This window comes from Candidatus Tisiphia endosymbiont of Hybos culiciformis, assembly GCF_964030975.1.
Lineage (GTDB): Bacteria > Pseudomonadota > Alphaproteobacteria > Rickettsiales > Rickettsiaceae > Tisiphia.
On record NZ_CAXIQH010000001.1, the window covers coordinates 1165471 to 1180284 of the forward strand.

General features: G+C 34.4%; 19 protein-coding genes and 1 other RNA gene. 15 read left to right on the forward strand and 5 right to left on the reverse strand.

Translation table 11 applies throughout. The annotated features are described in order from the left end of the window. Positions 1-111: 111 nt before the first annotated feature. A complete protein-coding gene (locus ACQH2P_RS06255) occupies positions 112-2445 on the reverse strand; it encodes an N-6 DNA methylase (protein WP_425363477.1) in 2334 nt (777 codons plus the stop codon). Between the two features lie 312 nt (positions 2446-2757). Between ACQH2P_RS06255 and ssrA the strand changes: the two genes are divergently transcribed. Beyond that, positions 2758-3100, forward strand: a transfer-messenger RNA (tmRNA) gene (ssrA, locus tag ACQH2P_RS06260). A gap of 330 nt (positions 3101-3430) precedes the next feature. Further along, a complete protein-coding gene (locus ACQH2P_RS06265; protein WP_425363478.1) occupies positions 3431-3568 on the forward strand; it encodes a hypothetical protein in 138 nt (45 codons plus the stop codon). Here ACQH2P_RS06265 and ACQH2P_RS06270 read toward each other — a convergent pair. Then, positions 3555-3686 (reverse strand): hypothetical protein, encoded by a 132-nt coding sequence (locus tag ACQH2P_RS06270; RefSeq protein ID WP_425363479.1) that lies wholly within the window; start codon positions 3684-3686, stop codon positions 3555-3557. The two genes, ACQH2P_RS06265 and ACQH2P_RS06270, sit on opposite strands and share 14 nt — an antisense overlap. A 220-nt stretch (positions 3687-3906) precedes the next feature. Between ACQH2P_RS06270 and ACQH2P_RS06275 the strand changes: the two genes are divergently transcribed. Then, positions 3907-4140, forward strand: coding sequence for a hypothetical protein (locus ACQH2P_RS06275; protein WP_425362589.1), 234 nt, complete (start codon positions 3907-3909; stop codon positions 4138-4140). Between the two features lie 302 nt (positions 4141-4442). After that, positions 4443-5552 carry an IS66 family transposase gene (locus ACQH2P_RS06280; RefSeq protein WP_425362590.1) on the forward strand — a complete coding sequence of 370 codons (1110 nt, stop codon included), beginning with the start codon at positions 4443-4445 and terminating at the stop codon, positions 5550-5552. Here the strand turns inward: ACQH2P_RS06280 and tnpB are convergent. Then, positions 5549-5902, reverse strand: a complete 354-nt coding sequence (gene tnpB, locus ACQH2P_RS06285; protein ID WP_425362766.1) for an IS66 family insertion sequence element accessory protein TnpB — start codon at positions 5900-5902, stop codon at positions 5549-5551. The genes ACQH2P_RS06280 and tnpB overlap by 4 nt on opposite strands. After that, positions 5890-6315, reverse strand: a complete 426-nt coding sequence (locus ACQH2P_RS06290; RefSeq protein ID WP_425362592.1) for a hypothetical protein — start codon at positions 6313-6315, stop codon at positions 5890-5892. Before ACQH2P_RS06290 ends, tnpB begins: the two co-directional genes overlap by 13 nt. Positions 6316-6421: 106 nt before the next feature. On the opposite strand from ACQH2P_RS06290, the gene ACQH2P_RS06295 reads away from it, so the two are divergent. The 7 genes from ACQH2P_RS06295 (at position 6422) to ACQH2P_RS06325 (ending at position 9913) form a co-directional block, all read left to right on the forward strand. Continuing rightward, positions 6422-6904 carry a ClpXP protease specificity-enhancing factor SspB gene (locus tag ACQH2P_RS06295; protein WP_425363480.1) on the forward strand — a complete coding sequence of 161 codons (483 nt, stop codon included), beginning with the start codon at positions 6422-6424 and terminating at the stop codon, positions 6902-6904. Positions 6905-7073: 169 nt separating this feature from the next. Then, the gene (locus ACQH2P_RS06300; protein WP_425363481.1) at positions 7074-7214 is read left to right on the forward strand and encodes a hypothetical protein; all 141 of its coding nucleotides are present in this window, start codon (positions 7074-7076) and stop codon (positions 7212-7214) included. A gap of 145 nt (positions 7215-7359) precedes the next feature. Continuing rightward, the gene (rnhA, locus tag ACQH2P_RS06305) at positions 7360-7857 is read left to right on the forward strand and encodes a ribonuclease HI (protein WP_425363482.1); all 498 of its coding nucleotides are present in this window, start codon (positions 7360-7362) and stop codon (positions 7855-7857) included. Next, on the forward strand, positions 7845-8186 hold the full coding sequence (locus ACQH2P_RS06310; RefSeq protein ID WP_425363483.1) for an NADH-ubiquinone oxidoreductase subunit NDUFA12 family protein: 342 nt from the start codon (positions 7845-7847) through the stop codon (positions 8184-8186). The genes rnhA and ACQH2P_RS06310 overlap by 13 nt, the downstream gene beginning before the upstream one ends. Continuing rightward, positions 8186-8641 (forward strand): outer membrane lipid asymmetry maintenance protein MlaD, encoded by a 456-nt coding sequence (gene mlaD / locus ACQH2P_RS06315; RefSeq protein WP_425363484.1) that lies wholly within the window; start codon positions 8186-8188, stop codon positions 8639-8641. The genes ACQH2P_RS06310 and mlaD overlap by 1 nt, the downstream gene beginning before the upstream one ends. Before the next feature lie 83 nt (positions 8642-8724). Further along, on the forward strand, positions 8725-9474 hold the full coding sequence (locus tag ACQH2P_RS06320) for a VirB8 family type IV secretion system protein (protein ID WP_425364121.1): 750 nt from the start codon (positions 8725-8727) through the stop codon (positions 9472-9474). Between the two features lie 61 nt (positions 9475-9535). Continuing rightward, entirely contained in the window at positions 9536-9913 is a 378-nt protein-coding gene (locus ACQH2P_RS06325; protein WP_425364122.1) for a TrbG/VirB9 family P-type conjugative transfer protein, read from the forward strand. A 50-nt stretch (positions 9914-9963) separates the two neighbouring features. Here the strand turns inward: ACQH2P_RS06325 and ACQH2P_RS06330 are convergent, their stop codons facing one another. After that, on the reverse strand, positions 9964-10089 hold the full coding sequence (locus ACQH2P_RS06330; RefSeq protein ID WP_425363485.1) for a hypothetical protein: 126 nt from the start codon (positions 10087-10089) through the stop codon (positions 9964-9966). Positions 10090-10151: 62 nt separating this feature from the next. Between ACQH2P_RS06330 and ACQH2P_RS06335 the strand changes: the two genes are divergently transcribed. From ACQH2P_RS06335 to ACQH2P_RS06350, 4 genes are read left to right on the forward strand one after another with little or no spacing between them, the layout of a single operon-like run. Continuing rightward, entirely contained in the window at positions 10152-11603 is a 1452-nt protein-coding gene (locus ACQH2P_RS06335) for a TraB/TrbI/VirB10 family type IV secretion system protein (RefSeq protein WP_425363486.1), read from the forward strand. After that, positions 11600-12016 carry a hypothetical protein gene (locus ACQH2P_RS06340; RefSeq protein ID WP_425363487.1) on the forward strand — a complete coding sequence of 139 codons (417 nt, stop codon included), beginning with the start codon at positions 11600-11602 and terminating at the stop codon, positions 12014-12016. Before ACQH2P_RS06335 ends, ACQH2P_RS06340 begins: the two co-directional genes overlap by 4 nt. Then, a complete protein-coding gene (gene virB11 / locus ACQH2P_RS06345; RefSeq protein ID WP_425364123.1) occupies positions 12006-12998 on the forward strand; it encodes a P-type DNA transfer ATPase VirB11 in 993 nt (330 codons plus the stop codon). The genes ACQH2P_RS06340 and virB11 overlap by 11 nt, the downstream gene beginning before the upstream one ends. Before the next feature lie 2 nt (positions 12999-13000). Then, positions 13001-14785, forward strand: a complete 1785-nt coding sequence (locus ACQH2P_RS06350; protein ID WP_425363488.1) for a type IV secretory system conjugative DNA transfer family protein — start codon at positions 13001-13003, stop codon at positions 14783-14785. Positions 14786-14814 lie beyond the last annotated feature (29 nt).

Here is a 14814-nt window from a genome sequence, read left to right on the forward strand (position 1 = left end):
AGGCGTGAGCCGACGAAGCAATCCATTCTAATCACTTTTCTGGATTGCTTCGTCGTTATCGCAATGACGCAGGAGCTATCTAGAACATTGACGGGTTAGCTATCATTCTGTTTATAGAGAGCCGCTATAGGTTAGTGATTTTACATAGTTTTCCATAAATTCCCAGTCTAGTGATCCCTGTTGTGTTGTTGGTAATTTAATTCTTGCATTAGTAACAATATTTTTTCCATATTTTCTACCAAAAGAATATCTGTATCTTTCCAGATCAAGCACAGTTACTAAAAACATGGCATTATACTTATTTAATTTCTTATTATAACCTAAGGTTAATGTTGTAGAGCCAATAAAATCAAATGGTTGATAATTTGTGTATCCAATCGAACCTTGCCCATCGCCTATAAACACTATACTATTTCCTTTGGAGATTAGATTATCAACAGTTACAACTTTTTCCATAACACCGTTATTTGTCTTTTTAGCTCCTATGTAAAAAACATCCTCTCCGCTAGTTAAAAGCACTGAAGCATTGCTGCATTTAGCTTTCTCTAAAATTTCAAATATATCTGAAACGTAAAAATATTGCCAATTTGCAGTTTCTAAACTAATATTTTGATTAGAGAATATACTATTCGTTGCAAGTTGTATATAGTTATTCAGAAATAAAAATCCAACATAATCTTTAATAGTTTTAATAAAGTCATTTTCTGTTAAGCTGGTATAATCTGTTTCCATATATGCTTCAGCACACCATTCTTGTTCTGCAGTAACATTATTTATTATACTGATACCAGCAACGCTCTCTTTATTAATGTATTTTTCTAACCAAGAATCCTTAATATTTTTCCAGTTGTCATTCTTGTCTATTCTACCACTATTTTTTTGTTTTATAAATCCATCATTTTTAAAATAGCCAAAAAATGTTTTTTTATTTTTAAGATGTGTAGAGTGTGCCTTAAAAACTAATATACAGCTATTGACATTGATTGGATGAAATAAATCGTTTGGCATAGAAAAAACCGCCTCTAAGCTATGCTTTTCTAGTAATCTTTTTTTAACTTCAATTACTTTACTAGCCTCAGAAACCACCGTGGACATTTGACAAATAGCAACACAAATACCACCTTTAGTCAAACATTCTAAAGTATTCTCTATGAACTCTAGTTGTTCATCAGCGTTTCCATCTTGGTAAGGTGGATTTAAAAAACCTTTTGTTGGCTTTTGCTCTTTTATTATTTCTTTGTTCTTCTCATCAAAACAACTGCCATATAAAATATGACTTTTACCATCTCCTCTCATCATCATATTAGAGCAGGCATGAGAAAACATATCAGCTCTTTTCTCAACGCCAATTAATTGGCTTGATTTTATCTTTTTATGTTTATCTGTATTATTTCCTGCTTTTTTAAGCATATAATTCATTGCAGCTACTAAAAAACCAGCTGTCCCACAACAAGGATCAAAAACAATATCATCAGTGCTTAATTCTGCGATATCACAAAAAAAATCTGTAATATGGCAGGGTGTTAATACAAGACCAGTTTTTTTGTCACTTCCAGCATATCTTATAAATTGGGTATAAAATTTTCCTAAAATATCAAATTGACTTTCATCAATATGGGGTAAAATGTCTTGATTGATAGATAAAATAAAATCTCTCAAAAGTGTGTTTTTCTCATCTTTCTTTGTTTTTTTATTGTAAATTATATCAGAGCTAAAATCATTATTGTTTCTAAATTTTGAGTATTCTAAAATTATAATTTGTCTTTTCTCATAATCTAAATCATTTTGCTTTAAAACACTTTCACAAGCAGATAATAAGGCTTCAATCAGCTCTTTGTTAGATGTGTAATATTTGTAGCTATTCAAAAATGGGGTATATTGCAATGCAATTAAAATTGCACTTATTAATGTACATCTTTCGACTTCTGGTATAGAATAATTATGCAAAAATGAATTATATTCTATTGCTTTCTTAATAAGCTCTTCTTCCGCAAATGGCTTAGATTGCTGTTTGATAATATTTTCAATCTCTATGGATTTTAGAAGAATCTTGTCGAGCATACCCTTATAGGTATAATGTTGTTTTAACCACAAAAAAGTTGAGATTTTTTTCTCTCTTTCATTTTGTCCACTAACTGCAATAGCGATTATATTAAAAGCATCTTTTAAATAAGAAGCATATAATAAAACACCATCTACAGCATAATCTTTATATAGATTTCTATTTTTACTTTCATGTTGTGATATGCTTGCTTTGCATTCTATGACAATTAAATTATCCGGATTATTTTTAAAAGATATAATAAATTCAGGGCGTCCTACACCATTACCACTTTTTGAAGAATTTTTTAGTAATTTATCTATTTTGGGATTTATTGATGATTGTTCTTCTATTATAAGGCTATCATCATTATAATAGCCTTTCTCTCGTAATAAATTCCTCACAATATTTTCAGTTATACGTTCGTTTAACATAAAAGCCAATAAATTAGATCATATAGCTAACTCAGGCGTCATTACGAGAAGGCGTAAGCCGACGAAGCAATCCAGGGAAAATGATTAAATTTGGATTGCCACGACCACTACGTGGTCTCGCAATGACGGAGAGGCTATAAAATTCATCCTTCCTGTATGACAATATATCATAAAAATCAACTACACTAATAGATATATGTAAATTATTTGAAAAATTGTTAGCTATATTTTCTCAAGTAAAAATCTAACTATCAGATAGCCCTGGATAGTCCGGTTGAAATTAGCCTTTACACCTCATTATAATTGATGTATCATAGAGTCGCTACTTTTGTAGATATGGTAATAAACGTGATTTAGAATAGAGGTTGCGGACCCGGGGGCGGTACCCGGCGCTTCCACCAGAAAGTTATGATATGTTTTGTAAGCAAAGTTTTATGGGGGCGAAATAGGATCGACGTGCTTAATAAAAAAATTATCTTTACTCGGTATAATTCCGCCGGACCTTGTGTCATTGGGTTAAAAAAAGGAAACGCAAATGATAATAAACGTTTCGTAGGAACTGCAGCACTAGCTGCTTAATCCTACGCGGTTGGGGGCTTAACCGGGCAACAGAAAAAGCCCCGCTAATTAGATGAATTGAGCATTGGTAAGTCACCTTGAACGGAGTGAGGTTAGGGGTCATCCTGAATTTATTTCAGGATCTTGTTAAGTGTATATAGATCCTGAAATAAATTCAGGATGGCTCAAAAATGCCCTTGACTATTATAGATTCACGCCGTAGCTTAGGAATAACAAGAGGACATCATATATTCTAGATATAATTCAATAGCTTTTACTATAGCTAACCCGTTAATGTTCTAGATATCCCAGGCGTCATTGCGAGGAGGCGTGAGCCGCACAACTGTCGAAAGTTAGAAGAGGGAAGCGATTTTAGATAGTGTACTTTAAAAGTCGTATGTGGTCAACGTCATTGCGAGAAGACCGTAGGTCGACGAAGCAATCCATAAAAGTAACCAAGAATGGATTGCTTCGTCGGCTCACGCCTCCTCGCAATGACGCCAGTTATTTTCCCGCAACTTCTAAACTGCCATGATGACCTCTAAACCCGCTCTACCTTCTAACTTTCGACAGTTGTGGCGTGAGCCGACGAAGCAATCCACTCTAATCACTTTTCTGGATTGCTTTGTCGCTACTAAAGTAGCTCCTCGCAATGACGTAGAGGCTATCTAGAACATTGACGGGTTAGCTATATTACTTTAGTATACTTGCAGCAAAACTGCATAACTCTATTAAATTTTTTTGGTAGTATGAATTTATTTTATAAATTTGGGTTCCTACTATGCAAATATCACCGATTAGTAAAAAAACTGGTTGAAAAACTATCAGTTATACTATAACATTTCAATTATTAAACGTAATGAATGAATCAAAATGAAAAAGCCAAAAGTAGCGACCTTAAGTGCTGAGGAACGAGAAGAACTAATACAACATATTAAGGCAAGTTCATTAACAGGAGATGATCAGCAAGCGGTGATAGAACTTGTGAAATTTTGTAACGAACTAATAGACAAGCTAGCATCATCAAACATCAGTATAAATAAGCTTAAGGAGATGATGATTGGTTTTAAGGCAGATAACAAAAAAAAGATAGTTCAGATTCATTAAAAGAACCACCGAGTGAATCTGATAATAAGAATGGTGGTAATGAAGAAGAGTACGATGAGTCCAAGAAGAGAGATCGCAGTAATTGGCAAGGTAAATATGGATTTGATGATTATCAGGATGCAAATACCAGCTATTTAGCTCCTGAGAATTTTTGTAGTGGTGATAGCTGTCCTCACTGTGATAATGGTAAACTCTATAATAGTGAAGCTAGAAAATTGCTACAATTTACAGGTAATGCTCCAATTACAGTCAACAGATATGTAAAGAAAACGTTACGCTGTAATGCTTGCGATTATACAGTTATGAACAATAAGAATATCAACAAATGGACAAATAGTAGCAAAAGTGCAATAGTGTTACAAAAGACCTACGGTACTCCCTTCTATCGTTTATCTAGGTTGCAAAGTTTAAGCGGGGTTCCTGTATCATATAGCTCGTTGTGGCAACAATATTTAGATGTTTGGCAAGAAGGTGGTGGAGCTGAAATTTACAGGGTATTATTGGAAATGGCTGCCGAATGTAGCTCACTGAATCTTGATGATACTAGAGCTAGAATTTTAGAAATTACTGTAGCCAATAAAAAATTACGTACTCAAAATAAGAAAGGACGCAGCTGTTATACCACTACTATATGTGCTAAGACTGCCAATAATGAGGTGATAGTTTTATATTTTACCGGTAATAAGCATGGCGGGGAAAATATTGGTAACGTACTAAAGAATCGTAAGAATAGGACTGATTCTATTCATTTAATGACTGATGCAAGTAACAATAATAACCCAGTATTATCAGAAGCAGATAAAGAATTACTAGCAATAATAATTATGATCAACTGTTTATCACATGGACAGAGGAAATTTACAGATAATGAACCATACTATCCTGAAGAATGCGGATATTTTCTCAAACAAACTGGTGGGATTTACCATAATGAACATCAATGTAAAGAGATGAGCCTTGAGGAAAAGCTGAAGTACCATCAGGAACATAGCAGTAAATATATAGAAAACATATATAACAAAATAGACGAATTATTTAACGACAAGAAAGTTGAGCCTAATAGTAGGTTTGGGCAAGCTATGAAATATTGGTTAAATAATAAAGAAGGTTTGACGCAATTTTTGAAAATTCCAGTTAGCAGTCTTGATAATAATTGGGCTGAGAGGTCACTACGTACCATTATTTTACAAAGGAAGAATTCATTATTCTTTAAAACAATCAATAGTGCTGAGATACATAGTGGTCTGTATAGTATAGTAAAGACTTGTAGTGAGAACGGGATCAATGCATTTAAATATTTAAATTGGCTGCAAGAGCAGAGTAGCAAAGCAAAGAAGCATCCTACGAATTATACACCTTTTGCCTATGCAAGATATATAAATAATACGGAATTAATCGAGACGGCAGCTTAAATGACAGGAAGCCAATCATTGGAGAGTTTGGCAGAACTAGGATCGCCATTATGAATAAGAATGTGTAAGGTTCTATAACAAATCTGATAAGATGAATTATCAGATGGGGAAAGTTTTGCCGTAAATTTACCTTTGGATAGGCGTTTAGAGCATAACCAAAAGCCTTGACCGTCAAAGGACAAAATTTTAATGGCAGTTCTGTTTTTATTATAGAATAAAAACAAGTAACCATTAAGAGGGTTGGAAGAAAGTTTTTGTCTGCAAACAGCTATTAAACCATCGATACCCTTACGAAAGTCGATGGCAATAGTGGCAACAAAAATAACTGACTGAGGGGTTAGTTGCAGCATAGAAATGTTTGAATTATGGTTTTTAGCTCTAGTGTTTGAATAATAAGCTTGGTACCATTTGGCTTAATAATGTGGCAAGTGTAGTAATTTTGTTTGGGAGTAGCCACAGGATCAGTATCTATAGAATTTACTAGTTGAAATGGGAGAAAATTAATATCGTGTTGTAGAACTTTATTTGAAGTTGAGGTAGGAGAAGTTTTGAGGGAAGGTTGATGGGCTTGTTGAATTGAACTAATTATTGTTTTATTAATATTGAGATGTTTGGCTATATCTTTGCAAGAATAGTGATGGAGTAGCTGGCGAACTAATTCCTTTAGATGGTTTGGTATGGGATCAAACTTGTTAGTTTTAGTTTGACGCCAGGCTTTAAATTGCTGAGCTACTTGCTCAACAGTAATTGATGGTATTTGCATAGTAGGAACCCAAATGTATAAAATAAATTTTATACTAACAAAAAAATTAGATAGAGTTATGCAGTTTTGCTGCAAGTATACTTACTTTATTTTATTTTTTATGACTATGAACAACTCATATCAACAATTTCTTAATGAATGTATGTTAGAATTTGTAAAAAAGATTCTTGCAAGAATTCGTGTGGATAAGTTGCAGATGAATCAACTCTTGTATATTTCTTATAGAACTGACAATCCTGCAGTAGTCTTATCTTCTAGGATAAAAGAACGCTATCCAAAAGAAATAACTATAGTAATGCAGTATCAATTTGAAGATTTAACTATAGGGGATAATGGCTTTTCCGTAACGGTTAGTTTTGATGGTATCAAAGAAACAATTAATGTACCATTTGATTCTCTGATCAGTTTTATTGATCCTAATAGTGGTTATAGTCTAAGGTTTAAGCCTGAAATAATCAAATCTAATCAATTATCGGATGCAAAAAAAAGAGGGGAAATTAAGGGGTTTGTTGATTCTAGAAGTAAATCTAATTCAGCAGATAATATAATAGTTTTGGATAAATTCCGGAAACCCCGTAAACCCGTGTAGAATTTATGAATTCCGGGTAAAGAACTCACCTTACGCATGGCATTTAAAAGTCATAGGGAAAACAGTCTGGCATCATTGTGAGGAAGAGCGTAGGTCAAAACGAAGCAATTGTAAATTGTCATTCCCGCGTATGCGGGAATCTAAGATATAGTTATGCCCATAGGATTAGGTGATAAAGAACATAACGATTGTAAGTTGTCATTCCCGCGAAGGCGGGAATCTAGATACCTGCTTTCGCAGGTATGACACAAAGTTTGTATCACCTAATTCAATAGGTTTCACTATACCTGCTTTCGCAGGTATGACATAAAACAGGATTGCTTCGTTGTTCTACAGTCTTCCTCGCAATACGCTGTTTGATACACTGACTTAACCCGGACACTAGTGTGCCTACGCGGGAATGATGATCTATCAGAAAGTATATTGTTAATGTGTTTTGAGGTATATTAATATCGATGAATCTACAAGACCCCAATATTTTAAAGAGTCAACTTTCTTTACCTAAAGTTATTATATATACTGATGGAGCTTGCTCAGGTAACCCTGGATCAGGCGGCTGGGGAGCATTGTTACAGTTTAATGGGGTTTGTAAGGAGATATTTGGTCATGAACTACACACTACTAATAATCGCATGGAAATGACAGCAGCAATTGAAGCGTTAAAAATTCTTAAAAAATCATGCTGTGTAGAACTTTATACAGATAGTAAGTATTTACAGCTTGGAATAACTCAGTGGATTAATACATGGATAAAAAATAACTGGCATAAAAACAACAATGATCCTATCAAGAATGTTGATTTATGGAAAAAATTGTACGACGAGCTAGGTAAACACTCTATTATCTGGAATTGGGTTAAAGGTCATGGTAATAATAAGGGGAATCAGATAGCTGATAGGTTGGCTGTGAAGGGAAAAGAAACCGCTATAAAAATGCTTAAATGTCATTCATAGATAATTTTTTTATATCTATTTTCTCTAGAGAAATTGGAAAAGATCAATTTGGTAACAAATATTACGAAAGTAAGAAGCTGGATTATTTAGGGCAAGTCAGAAGGCAGGTGGTTTATAATGGCAAAGTAGAAGCATCAAAAGTTCCACCTATGTGGCATGCTTGGCTGCATTATATGATCAATGAAGTGCCAATCAATAATGATAAATTTGACTGGCAACAAGATTATCTTCCTAATATTACTGGTACTAGTTTGTCGCATAAGCGCGTAAAAAATACTACAACCAAAACTGAATATAATAGGTGGCAACCTTTAGGTAAATCAAAATAATGAAACAGAATATTATAGAAACTTTAGTTGGCTTTATAGTAATACTAGTTGCTATAGGCTTTTTTATTTTTGCTTATAAAATTGGTAACTCATCAAAATATGAAGCTGGATATATACTTAAAGCAAATTTCCAAAATGCTGAGGGAATAGTTAGAGGAAGTGACGTAATGTTAGCTGGTGTAAAAATCGGTTCAGTAACCAACATAATTTTAGATAAAGCTAGTTTCTTTGCCTTATTAACGATTTGCATCAATAACGATATAAAGTTACCTAAAGACACTAGTATAGCAATAGTTACAAGCGGAATACTTGGTAGTAGATATATATCAGTAATTCCAGGTTCTTCTGAAGAGAATTTGGCGATAGGTGAACAGATAAAACACACACAGTCGGCGGTTAATATTGAATCCCTGATAGGTAAGTTAATTTATTCCTTTGGTAGTAAAAATAAATAATATTAAAAATCCTATTAGTGTACATTGCAAATTAGTGTATAATTGTAGTGACAAGGATTATTATATTACAAATGAAATAAGTTATAATCACAATGTTTAAGTTAGCTAACATATTAAATGCACTAAAATCACCCGCTGGTTCCGCGATAGAACCCCAAAATGCTCAGTCTGGTAACTTTGTTAAAATTACTAGGAATTGGTACGAAGAAAAATCTGATAGAATTATTGTACAACGTAATATCTTGTTGGTAATATCTATATTATTGATACTTTTGATAATGGCATCTATAGCAGCAGTAACTATAGTAATAAATTCAAGAGAGTTTAGCCCTTTTGTTATCCAAATTGATAATAGTACCGGGATGGCAACGATTGTAAACCCAATATCTTCGGAGATACTAAGTGGCAATGAGGCACTTTCAAGATATTTTGTTAAGAAATATTTAATAGCTAGAGAAACATATAATCCTGTTGATTTTGATACTGAAGCACGGAGAAGCGTTAGGTTATTATCTTCAAATTCAGTATATTATAATTATCTCGGCTACATAAAAAATAAAGATATAGATCCAGTTTTAAGGTATGGTCAGAACAACACAACTTTCTTACTAATTAAATCTTGGTCAAAATTACAAGAAAATTTAGAAGAAAATAAGAATAAATATATGGTTAGGTTCTCTATTAATGAAACAGCAGGTGATAAAAAGGTTTATAATAGAATAGCTGTGGTAAGTTTTGCATATATTCCAATGGAATTAACAGATGTAGACCGAGATATTAATCCAGTAGGCTTCCAAATTAATGATTACAGGGTAGATGATGATAATAGCTAGACTTCTTTTTACAGCGGTAATATTATTGTATTCGGTTATTGCCAATGCTTATACAAATAATATGCATATAGATAGTGATTTAGATGACCTAGTCATAACTACTGATAACAGAATTAAAACTTATATACATAATCCTAATGAGGTTTATTTACTAGTTCTACATTTTGGCTTTCAGTCAAGTATAGAATTTGCCAAAAATGAGGAGATACAAAATATTGTTCTAGGAGAATCATACGCTTGGAAAATGACTCCGCTGGCAAACAGATTATTCATTAAGCCATTGGAGAAAAATATTAGAACAAATATGACTATAATAACTAATAAAAGAACTTACCAATTCGATGTTGTATCAAAAGAATTGGAAGAAGGACGTGAGAAGGATTTGGTGTATGTGGTTAGGTTTTATTATCCTAAGAAATCCTTCAGTACCTCACAATAAATTTATAGTGGGTAGTATTATTGGTTTTACAGAACATATAGCTAACCCAACTAGTATTTAGCCGGATAATGTTTGTCATCCCTGCGTAGGCAGGGATCTAAAATAAGAGCCAAAAAAGCCCTAAGATATTGTAGATTCCCGCCTACGCGGGAATGACATCTTTTCCGTTGAAACAAATGGGCAAATGCTAATCGGGTTAGCTATAGATGATTTTTTTATAAATTGATATTAATTTAACATGGCAGAACAAGATAATACCACTTCTCAAATCAGTATATCTGGTACAGAGGAACAAGACATACCAGAAGTTCAAAATGAGCTATCAAAAGTTGCCACTAATCCTAAGCAAAGCATTGCGATTCTGCTTGTCATTTCTGTTGTTTTTATATTTATTTTTTTTAAACTTTTTCTTAGTGACAATGAACCATCTGAGGTGGTAGTAGCTCCCTCAGTGCCTACTGATATTACTAAAGCGACACAAGATAACTCTAGGAATATACCAGAAATTCCAAAATTACCAGAAGCCCCTAAGCTTGAAGTCCCTGTGGAGCGTCCACCACCGCCACCTCCACAACCTCTTCCCCCTAAAGTTACTGATGTACCAACAGCTCCTTTACCCCCCCCTTCAGGATATGGTAATGCTACTCTCCCTGCCATTACACCATCACCTCTTCCTGGGAAATTAACTGAAAGTGAAGAGGAAAAGAACCGTCGTGAAGCAAAGAGAAAATCTGCTATAGTATTAATTGCAGGAGTTCCAGAGAAAAAAACACCGAGTCAAATTGCCGAAGAAGCAAATTTTCAAGATCGGGGAGATATGGCATTTGTTCTTGCTCGTGGCAAGATAATGGAAGCAGTATTAGAAACTGCTATTAATAGTGATTTTGGTGGAGAAATAAGGGCAATAATTAGCAGAGATGTATTTTCTGAAAAGGAGAAAGTTATTTTAATTCCTAAAGGTTCAAAGATTTTTGGTTTTTATGCAACTGGTACTGATGGAGCGTATGGTCGGATTTCCATAATATGGAATCGTATTGATCTATCAAGCGGGTATACCATTAACTTAGATGGTCTGGCTGTTGATAATCTCGGAAGGAAAGGCGAACAAGGAAGGGTAGATAATAAATTTAAAGAACGATTAACCAACGCTGTATTATCATCAGCATTTAATATTGCACTTGCTACTGCCCTTGACAAAGTAGTAGAGCCACCAGTTAATTCGCAAGCTACCGCTGCTAATACTGCTATCGCTGTTAATATACAAAATTTGGCACAAAGTATTAATAATGGTTCTGGTACTGAAGATGTTAAAATTTCACAGATTTGTACTAGTGTAATGAATGCTATTACTGATAAAACCTCAACAGCCTATACTTCCATGGTGCAGGCTTGTAATACTGCTCACAATCCAACTGGTTCGCAACCTGGTCAAAGACTTATAGCATTAATGAATGCAGTAACTAGTGCAGCAGCTAGTTTGTTAGCTAGTACGGCTAGCACTCCAACCCAGGCACAAGCAGCCTCAAAACAAGCTTTTACTGACGTCAGTAATACTATGAAAGATATGATGCAGCAACAGCAATTTAAACCAACTATTACCATAGATCAAGGTACGTTAATCAGAATTTATGTCAATAAAGATTATAAATTCCCTCAAGCTGTACTAAGAAAATCAAGATTGATAAAATGAGTGATATAGCTAACCCGATTAGTACTTATCTACAGCAATCTAATGAATGTGGATTGCCACAACCACTACGTGATCTCGCAATGACGGAAACACTTTTAATGTCATTGCGAGGAGCTACTTTAGTAGCGACAAAGCAATCCAAAAAAGTGGTCAGAAACGGATTGTCACAACCACTACGTGTTCCTGCTAATAGATGGAAGTACTTTTACCCAACGTCATTGCAAAAAGCCGAAAGCGACGAAGCAATCTTGTTTTGTATATCCATGCTTCAGTGCTGGTTCTTAGATTCCCGCCTACGCGGGAATGGCAACTTACAATTGCTTCGTTGGTTCATGCCTCCTCGCAATGGCTCCTGGGATATCAAGAACTTATTAGGGTTCGCTATAAAAATGAGTGATAAAAATGAGCAATAATTTTGCCGCATTAGAGACTTTCCTATTACCATTTAAAGAGCTGTTTGCAGAAGATGGTGTTAATGAGATCATGGTAAACAAACCAGGAGAAGTATGGGTTGAAAAGAAAGGAGATCAATTTTGTAAATCAGTGCCTGAGCTTGATTTTGAGCATCTTATATCGCTTGGTAGGTTGGTAGCTCAGTCAACTGATCAGATGATTTCCGAAGAAGGACCTTTACTTTCTGCTTCGCTACCTAATGGTTATCGTATCCAAATAGTATTTCCTCCTGCTTGTGAACCGGGCTATGTTGGTTATGCTATCAGGAAAGGTAGTGCAATGAATCTTACATTAGATCAATATGACAAGATGGGAGCTTTTGATTCAACATCTACCGGGGAACTGATTGACGAGAGTGAAGAAGTATTAAACAACTATCTAAAAGAAAATAAAATAAAAGAATTTATTCGGCATGCGGTAATTTCTAAGAAAAATATTATTATTAGTGGTGGTACATCAACGGGTAAAACAACCTTTACTAACGCCGCCTTAGCAGAAATTCCAAGTAGTGAGCGATTAATCACTGTGGAAGATGCAAGAGAGGTAATTCTAACAAACCATCCTAATAAATTACACCTCCTAGCTTCAAAAGGGGGGCAAGGTCGTGCAAAAGTTACTACTCAGGATTTGATTGAAGCATGTTTACGCCTAAGACCCGATAGAATTATTGTCGGTGAACTTAGGGGAGCTGAGGCATTTAGTTTCTTACGAGCCATTAATACAGGGCATCCTGGTTCTATATCTACTTTACACGCTGATGCACCAGCCATGGCTATAGAACAACTTAAGTTAATGGTAATGCAAGCTAGTTTAGGTATGCCACCAGATGAAGTAAAAAAATATATATTAGCGGTCGTCGATATTGTGGTACAATTGAAACGAGGTAGTGGTGGAAAAAGGTATGTTTCAGAAGTATATTATAGTAAGAATAGGCAAGGCTAACGATGGAATGGCATAAAATACAAAAACTTGTTCGTAACATCTTTGGGCACGCTATAATACACCCATTAGTAATATTTTGCACAATATGGATCAGTGGAGCGATAGTTGCATTTATTACCAACGAAACTAGAGCATTAAATGTTGACTTAGTAGCCATAGATATAGCTTATAAATGGTCTTATTGGCTAGTTAGTGTGTGGTCACAATTAACTCTTCAAGCATATAATTACTTGAAAATTAAGTTAATATTAGCCCTAACTATGCCAACAATTATAGTTATCATATTCTACTGGAAGAATTTTAAAAGAATAAAAAGTTTACAATTTTTTACTCAGCCAGAAAAAGTTTATGGTGATGCTAGTTGGGCTACTGAAGATGATGTAAGTAGAGCTAGTCTACGTGCAAAACATGGTATGTTACTTGGTACTAATAGTGGCGGATATTTTGTTGCTGATGGATTTCAACATGCTTTACTTTTTGCCCCAACCGGTTCAGGTAAAGGTGTAGGATTTGTAATTCCCAATTTATTATTTTGGGAACACTCTATAATAGTACACGATATTAAGCTAGAGAATCATGGTCTTACAAGTGGCTGGCGACAAAAACAAGGGCAACGTGTATTTGTTTGGGAACCATCAAATCCTGATGGGATAACTCATTGTTATAATCCAATAGATTGGGTAAGTACCAAACCAGGTCAAATGGTAGATGACGTACAAAAAATCTCAAACCTGATTATGCCTGAAAAAGACTTTTGGAATAATGAGGCACGCAGTTTATTCCTCGGGGTGGTACTATACTTGATTGCTGATCCGACAAAAACTAAATCTTTTGGCGAAGTGGTTAGAACCATGCGTAGTGACGACGTAGTGTATAATTTAGCAGTAGTTCTAGATACTTTAGGCAAAGTAATACATCCTGTTGCCTATATGAATATAGCGGCATTTTTACAAAAAGCAGATAAAGAACGTTCAGGTGTTATCTCGACAATGAACTCCTCTTTAGAATTATGGGCAAATCCGCTTATTGATGCTGCTACTGCCTCATCTGACTTTAATGTACTTGAGTTTAAGAAGATTAAAACAACAGTGTATGTTGGTCTAACTCCTGATAATATACAACGTTTACAAAAATTGATGCAGGTTTTTTATCAGCAAGCTACAGAATTTTTAAGTCGTAAAATGCCTGATCTAAAAGAAGAACCTTATGGAGTTATGTTCTTACTTGATGAATTCCCTACTTTAGGAAAAATGGAAACATTTAAGGCTGGTATCGCATTTTTTAGGGGGTATAGAGTTCGCCTATTCTTGATTATCCAAGATACTCAACAGCTTAAAGGAACTTATGAGGATGCTGGCATGAATTCGTTTCTGTCAAATTCTACATATCGTATTACTTTTGCAGCTAATAACTATGAAACAGCTAACTTAATATCTCAGCTAGTTGGTAATAAAACAGTTGAACAACGATCTTATAGTAAACCACTATTCTTTGATCTTAATATTTCAACAAGAACGCAAAATGTATCGCAAGTTTCAAGGGCTCTGCTTTTACCTCAGGAAGTAATTCAACTGCCAAAAGATGAACAAATTGTTTTAATTGAATCTTTCCCGCCTATTAAATCTTTAAAAATTAAGTATTATGAAGATAAGTTCTTTACAAATAGACTATTACCCCCTACATTTGTTCCAACTCAAAAACCTTATGATCCAAATAAAAATAATGTAGACGAGGAGCAAGAAAATATAAGTTCCAGTACTGCAGATGCTACCACTAAAGAAGATTAATTTTTTTAAGTAAGAAGTAAGATAAGTAT